General features: G+C 67.7%; 3 protein-coding genes and 4 pseudogenes. 2 read left to right on the forward strand and 5 right to left on the reverse strand.

Annotation, left to right across the window (positions count from 1 at the left end; all coding sequences use genetic code 11):
• Positions 1 to 81: 81 nt before the first annotated feature.
• Entirely contained in the window at positions 82 to 1,281 is a 1,200-nt protein-coding gene (locus tag ABZX90_RS39135; protein ID WP_355213097.1) for an acetyl-CoA C-acyltransferase, read from the reverse strand.
• A gap of 431 nt (positions 1,282 to 1,712) precedes the next feature.
• On the opposite strand from ABZX90_RS39135, the pseudogene ABZX90_RS39140 reads away from it, so the two are divergent.
• Positions 1,713 to 2,280: pseudogene (locus tag ABZX90_RS39140) on the forward strand (NAD-dependent epimerase); the annotation flags it as partial.
• A gap of 352 nt (positions 2,281 to 2,632) precedes the next feature.
• Here the strand turns inward: ABZX90_RS39140 and ABZX90_RS39145 are convergent.
• The 3 genes and pseudogenes from ABZX90_RS39145 to ABZX90_RS39155 form a co-directional block, all read right to left on the reverse strand.
• Positions 2,633 to 2,813 (reverse strand): annotated as a pseudogene (locus tag ABZX90_RS39145) (SpoIIE family protein phosphatase); the annotation flags it as partial.
• Positions 2,814 to 2,899: 86 nt separating this feature from the next.
• Positions 2,900 to 3,055, reverse strand: a pseudogene (locus tag ABZX90_RS39150) (phosphotransferase family protein); the annotation flags it as partial.
• Positions 3,056 to 3,346: 291 nt separating this feature from the next.
• Positions 3,347 to 4,459: a catalase family protein gene (locus tag ABZX90_RS39155; RefSeq protein WP_355213099.1), complete on the reverse strand. Its 1,113-nt coding sequence runs from the start codon at positions 4,457 to 4,459 to the stop codon at positions 3,347 to 3,349.
• A 200-nt stretch (positions 4,460 to 4,659) separates the two neighbouring features.
• Here ABZX90_RS39155 and ABZX90_RS39160 point away from each other — a divergent pair.
• Positions 4,660 to 4,873: pseudogene (locus ABZX90_RS39160) on the forward strand (IS701 family transposase); the annotation flags it as partial.
• Positions 4,874 to 5,032: 159 nt separating this feature from the next.
• Here ABZX90_RS39160 and ABZX90_RS39165 read toward each other — a convergent pair.
• Positions 5,033 to 5,260 carry a hypothetical protein gene (locus ABZX90_RS39165; protein WP_355213101.1) on the reverse strand — a complete coding sequence of 76 codons (228 nt, stop codon included), beginning with the start codon at positions 5,258 to 5,260 and terminating at the stop codon, positions 5,033 to 5,035.
• Between the last annotated feature and the right edge of the window lie 1,191 nt (positions 5,261 to 6,451).

The following is a 6,451-nucleotide window of genomic DNA, read 5'->3' on the forward strand; positions in this document are numbered from 1 at the left end:
GTATCCACATCTCTCTCTCACGGTCGGCCTGCTGCCGCGCAATGCGACGGCAGCCACGTTCTCCAGCAGGGATTGGAGATTTCAGACGACCTCGAACAGTCCGGCTGCACCCATTCCGCCGCCGACACACATCGAGATCACCACATACCGAACACCCCGGCGCTTCCCCTCGACGAGGGCATGCCCCACCAGCCGGGCACCGGTCATTCCGTACGGATGACCGACCGAGATGGCGCCGCCATCGACGTTGAACCGCTCCGGATCGATGTGCAGTTCGTCCCGGCAGTACAACGCCTGGGAGGCGAACGCCTCGTTGAGTTCCCACAGACCGATGTCGTCGATGGTGAGGTTGTGCTGCTTCAGCAGTTTCGGAATGGCGAACACCGGGCCGATGCCCATCTCATCCGGCCCGCAGCCGGCAACGGTCATACCCCGGTAGACACCGAGCGGTTCCAGTCCGCGGCGCTCGGCCTCCCTCGACTCCATCAGCACCGACACCGAAGCCCCGTCCGACAACTGTGAGGAGTTGCCCGCCGTCACGCTGGAACGCGCGCTCACCCGACCGTCGGGCAGCACCGGGGCCAACCCGGCCAGGCCTTCGAGCGTCGTCGACGCGCGGTTGCCCTCGTCCCGGGCCAGGGTGAACTCCTCGTCCCGCACCTCCCCGGACTGCTTGTCGAGAACCTTCTTGGTGCTGGTGAGCGCTACGATCTCCCGGTCGAACCGGCCGGCCTCCTGCGCCGCCGCGGTGCGCTGCTGTGACACCAGCGCGAACTCGTCCTGACGTTCCCGGCTCACGCCGTAGCGTTCGGCGACGATCTCCGCCGTCTGCAACATCGGCATGTAGATGCTCGGCTTGTGCTCGACCAGCCAGGGATCCGCCATGCGGTGGGTGTTCATGTGGTCGTTCTGCACCAGGGAGATCGACTCGACACCGCCGCCGACAGCGACCTGCATGCCGTCCGTGACAATCTGCTTGGCGGCCGTCGCCACGGCCATCAGGCCCGACGAGCACTGCCGGTCGATCGTCATCCCCGACACGACGTCCGGAAGTCCGGCACGGAGAGCAGCCTGACGCGCGACATTGAAACCCGAGGCCCCCTGCTGCACGGCGCAGCCGAAGACCACATCCTCGACCTCACCTCCCTCGAGCCCGGCGCGTCGCACCGCGTGTGAAAGGGCATGAGCGGCAAGCTCCTGCGCCTGAGTGTCGTTGAACGCGCCGCGGTAAGCCTTTCCAATCGGCGTCCGTGCCGTCGAAACGATGACTGCTTCCCTCATGTCGCCTCACTGTTTCCTGTTGGTCCGGTTCGTCCGGGAGCTTCGAGGCCGGGATTCCGAGCGCCGTGAGCCGGGCTCGATTGCCGGCAGGGGGCGCCGAACTCCAACTGTCGTGCGGAGATGGCTCATTGACCGTCTCCTCGAGCGGCCTTTGACGTGAGTCATGGCCGCAGCAGCGACAGGGAGTCGGCCTTCCGATCGTTATAGTTGAATTCGGCGTCATGTTCAACGGCAGGCAGGTCTTGACAGTCGCCCTCCTCACCTGACGGCTACCGACCAGTCGGTATGAAGGGGTGGATCGTGACCCAGCTGAGCCCCCCACGGGTGCGGACGTGTTTTACGCGATCGTGGCGGGTCCGCCCGGAGGCCGCCTGGTGCTGCTGCACGGCTTCCCGCAGACGGGGCTGGTCTGGCAACGACCCCTGACCATGCCCCGGTCGAGTTTCGGAACACAGCAGCTCCTCTGCGAGCATCTCTTCGCGGACTGCACGCGCCGCGGCTTCCTCGACGGACGCGTCGCCCGCCTGATGTCCGTCGCAGTGCGGCCGGGCCGACCGAACGCGGCCGCCTCCGGCTTCCTGTCCGGCATCGTCCGCGAACCGCTGGCGGGACTCCCGGCGACCTGCCCGGTGCGACCCGACCTGCACATGGCCCTGGCCTCACCGCGACGCACCGTCCGGGGAATCCTGCGCATCGCGGAGGCCGAGTGCGGCGTCGGGCCGGGGCGGCTTGAAGGCCGGCTGCCCGTCAACCTTCCCGCGCTCACGGTCTCGGTCGCCGAGATGCTCGCTACGCTGCGGCAGGTGGCCGGCGAGGCCGTCGCTCGCCTGGTGACCGTTGCGCCCGACCCTGCCATCGAGGCCCTCGTGACCCGCGGTCTTCGACAACGCACGCGCCGCCGCCCTCAGTCTGGAGCCCGACCCGAGCTTCCTGTCGATCGTGCAGGACTACCTCGCCGATCACCCCGACGCAGTCCCGAGGCGGACGGATTCGAGCTGAGCGGTCGACCAGTACTGGGCCCCGGCCGGCTCCCAACAGCACGCCGCGTCGGAAGAGGGCGTCACGGTCCGCATGATCGCCGAAACCGTCGGCCGCCACCTGAACGCCCCGGCCGAGAGCATCCCGACCGAGCGGGCAGTGGGTCGGGGGTGAATACGGGGACAACTGTGCAAGCGGCGTGGTCAGTTCCTCAGCGGCGGAGACCTGCCACATGCGTACTGCGCAGCGGCTCTGGGTGGCCTTGAAGTCAGCGCGCACCCAGCACCGGTGCTCAACCGTGCTGGTTGGGGGCGGCGGAGGGAGCTCGAGGCAGAGAGGGCGGGGATCTGGAGGTCGCTGGAGGTCACAGTTTGTCGATCTCCCGGGCCTCGAACGGCAGCCCGCCCAGGCTGAGCGGTGGGCCGGCGGGCAGTCGACGGAGCCACCCGTGCATCCGGAGCGGTCACCACCGGCGGCGGGTGGCCGACGCGGGCCACGGAACGGCGCCGGGAGACCGGGTCGTACACGGCGTACAGGCAGGTGGCGCCGACGAGCTGCTCGCCCACAGACCGTCGGTCGGCCCGAGCATCCACGGGGTTGAGACGGCAGCGCCCTCCAGCGCGGTCAGAATCCGCGCCTCGCGGGCCACGTCGTGCGCCGACGCCAGCAGGCGACCCAGCGGTGGGCACCGCAGCACCCACCTGCGGCCCTCCTGGTCCCGTATCAGTCGGGTCAGACTCGACTGGCCGGGCCCGATCCGGTCAAAGACAGGCGGCCCTGCGAAGTCGACGCCCAGGGTTTTGAAGTCGCAGGTGCTTGCAGATGACGTGCGTGGCTATGGATGGGGACCTTGTTGACGTCAGGTTGTGGGCGAGTGAACTGAATGCTGAGCACGAGCGGTTCGTGCACGGGTTCAACCGGTCCGAGCCACGGGAGTCGGCGCCGGCCTCCGGGGCACCACACACCTGCTGACCATCCCAATCCGCCAGCCACCTGGCTGCTGCGCGCCCCTGGGTGTCCAGCGGGCCGGTGGACGGCGGTGCCGTGCCCACTTAACCTGCGCGACGGCGGGCGCGACCGAGGCAGCTCAGCCCAGCAGCTCAGCGCTGCCGGCCGGTTCGCGCCGCTCTTGCCCGTTGATGCGGTGCCGTTCGATGGACGAGCGCCGGTACACCTCCTGCCGCACCCGCTGAATCTCGCCGATGGGCCGGTGGTCCTCGCGTGAACGCCACGGCGTGATCGATGTGGCGTCGGCGGCCGCCAGGTTGTCGTACCCGCCGATGGCCTGGCGCGGGAGATCCACCCGGGCGACCGTCACCCAGGGGGACAGGTCCTCGGGCCACTTGACGGACGTGTTGTCCACCGGCATACGGGCCAGATCGGTGTTGAGCTGGACCTGGAGCTCGAAGGAGTGGTCTCGCTCCGCGGCCTCGGCCACCAGGGTGCGGCGGAACGCCTCATTGTCCGCGCGCACGTCCACGATCTGCTGCGTGATGGAGGCCAGGGACGCGGCGGTCGGCACGGTACGGATCTTGGCGATGTGGCCGCCGTACCGGAAGGCGCCCATGCTGTTGTAGCTGTACGACAGCAGGTTCCTGCGCGGGACACCGGTGAACGACAGCATGGCGAGCAGTTCGTCCCACAGCCAGCTGTCGGGATCGGTGAGCGTCAGCCGGCGGGTCAGGAACTCCGCCATCCAGGTCTTGCGGCGGGCTGGGTCCACGAGGGCCTCGGGCAGTTCGGCGAACAAATCCTCGATCACCATGTAGTCGTAGGCCGTGTTCGCGAAGAAGACATCGTTGTTGATCAGGTTGAGGTCGAAGGTGCCGCTGTCTCGTTCGTCGTCCAGCAGCGAGGGGCCGGCAACTCCGAACAGCTTGATGCCCATTCCGCAAGCCGCGCCCAGCTGGTGGTCGGGGCGGTCGTGGCCCAAGCCGTTCGAGTAGCGGACGACGGCGTCGTACGCGGTCGGCCGTGCGAAGATTCCCTGCCGGTAGAAGCCAGGATTGTCACCAACCGTGACCGTGGCCTTGAGGAGGCCGTAGGTCTTGCCGTGGGCCGTGCGGACAGCGCGGCCGACGGTCTCGCGCTCGACCGAGGCGCGAGTACGACGCGCCACCTGGGCGATGACTGCTTCCATCTCCTCCTGGTAGGAAGGGCGTTCGATGGGTCGGTAGTCCTCGTAGCGAACAGGATTCATTGTGCCGCCTCCCTCTCGTGGTGTACTGCGCACAGACGCTAGTACGCGATTTAATTGTGCACAACATAACTGTGGGCGATCGCACGTTCCCAGCACCGAATCGTCGGTGCCGGCTACTCGTCGGTGCCCAGTGCGTGGGATGCGGCTCAGAGGGACGACGGACAGAAATGAACGGCTCCCACAAGGAGTCCAGTCACTACCTGGTCTGTCCGGCCAAGGTCCGCTGGCGCAGCGAGCACGACTACCGCGAACTCAACACGGCCTGGGCCCGGACCACTTCGAAAGCCGATCCTGGCCGGCCGGCACCACCACGTCAACCTCGTGACCGCCGCCCACGTCTTCCTCACCGAACAGCGCCTCGCCCCAAAAGCACCCGGACCGGTCTCACCCTCTACCAAGTCCTCGACACCCTCCGGGATGTTCCGAGGTGCTGGACCGGTGTCTGCACCACCTGTCACCAAGCCCTGCCACCAAGCCCTGCCAACCTGGTGTGCCGCGCGCTGGGCGGCCGCCGCAACCCCATGACCACTGGAAGCGCGAGACCCACCTCTTCACGGCGCCTGGGGCAGCCGATCACCGTTCAGAATTGCCGATGTTCCCGTCCTCGTCGCCGGTGCCCGGGCCGGTGAGGGTGACGCCATCGCCACCGTTGAACTCCTGGCCACGGTCCACGTGCCGGCGGACGGGTGCGTGGTTGTGGCCTCTGTTGGCGCTGGCAAGCCCGCTGCCGATCAGGCGGATGCCGTGCGCGGACCAGGTGGAGGTTTCTGCGCTGGGGAGCCCTGCCAGTGTTTCAGCCACCGGCTTCCCCTTTGCTGCTCGGTGAGCCACTAACTGGTAGAAGAGGCGCTGATGCTGCCGGAAGGACTGGCGGAAGGGCTGGCGGAGGAACTGGCGGAGGGCCTCGCGGAAGGGGTTGCCGTCTGCGAGGGCGAGCTGGGGCGGCGGCCGCTGGAGGCTCGGGGGGTCGGCTTCGCCTTCACTGGTGGCGGCGCACTGGTGGTGGCGGGAGGCCGAGAGACCGGTGACGTGCTGCGAGTCGCCGTTGGCAGAGGACGCCGGATTCCGTCACCGTTTCGGTCCCGGACGCCCTTTCGGGCTGGGTGCGTGGTCACACGCTCCGGTGAAGCCTGTGAATCGGGAACGCGGACCCCGGGCTCTTCGGGGGACGGCTGTTCCGGGATCGAGGCTGCTCGTGGGGCCGTCGACTGGGGAAACACCGATGCGGTGGCCAGACCTCCGAGGAGGGTGAAGGCGGCTGCGGCAAGAGACCGGACGGCATACTTCTTCAGCCGCGCCGGACGGTCGTACCGGTCAGCCGACAGGTCTTGCGAGGCAGTCGGTGACCCGGGAAGGGGCGACTCGGAGGAGCTCGGTCCCCTACTCAAGCGGACCTCCGGCAACGTGGCCTCGACGGCCGGAGCACCGCCTCTCCGATCGCTCAACTGTGCCATGCCGGGGTCGTATGCCCCACACTCTGGGCAGGTAACGGCGCCGTTGAGCGTGCGGCTGCACGGGATGCAGTAGTCCATGAAGCGACCGTCCTCAGTCCTTGAGTTGACGGGCGCAAAGGTGCACCCAACCCGGGCAGCAGTCAGCGGTGGGGAGACGCCGCTTGGTTTGTTTCGGACCGATCTTTGACATGTACGAACCTCACTTACCGGTCTACAGGTGGATCACCGGACACTGGGTTCAACGGGGCGCATCGAATGAGTGCTCACCCGCAGGCTGAGAAGTGGGGTATGTAACTCTGCTGGAAGGGACGTTGATGACCGGGACGGCGCGGCAGCTTCCGCGTTCGAGCCGAACGGCACTGCGCAGCCTCGCCGACCCCTGTGAGGCGGCCATCGGGGACCGGCCAGCGCCGATCCCCATAGCCGCCCACCTTTGCGCCCCCTAAGACGGTGTCCTACATGGTGAGTTTGAGGAGTCGTTTGTAGCAGCAGAGGGCTGCGGCGAGGCCGAGAAATGCCAGGTAGTTGCGTGGGTGAC

Origin of the sequence: Streptomyces sp. NPDC002935 (assembly GCF_040611295.1) — a bacterium.
In the GTDB taxonomy this organism is placed as follows: domain Bacteria; phylum Actinomycetota; class Actinomycetes; order Streptomycetales; family Streptomycetaceae; genus Streptomyces.

Excerpts from the sequence above, each read along its gene's own strand:
- ABZX90_RS39135 (WP_355213097.1), bottom strand. The coding sequence starts at position 1,281 with ATGAGGGAAGCAGTCATCGTTTCGACGGCACGGACGCCGATTGGAAAG.
- ABZX90_RS39155 (WP_355213099.1), bottom strand. The coding sequence starts at position 4,459 with ATGAATCCTGTTCGCTACGAGGACTACCGACCCATCGAACGCCCTTCC.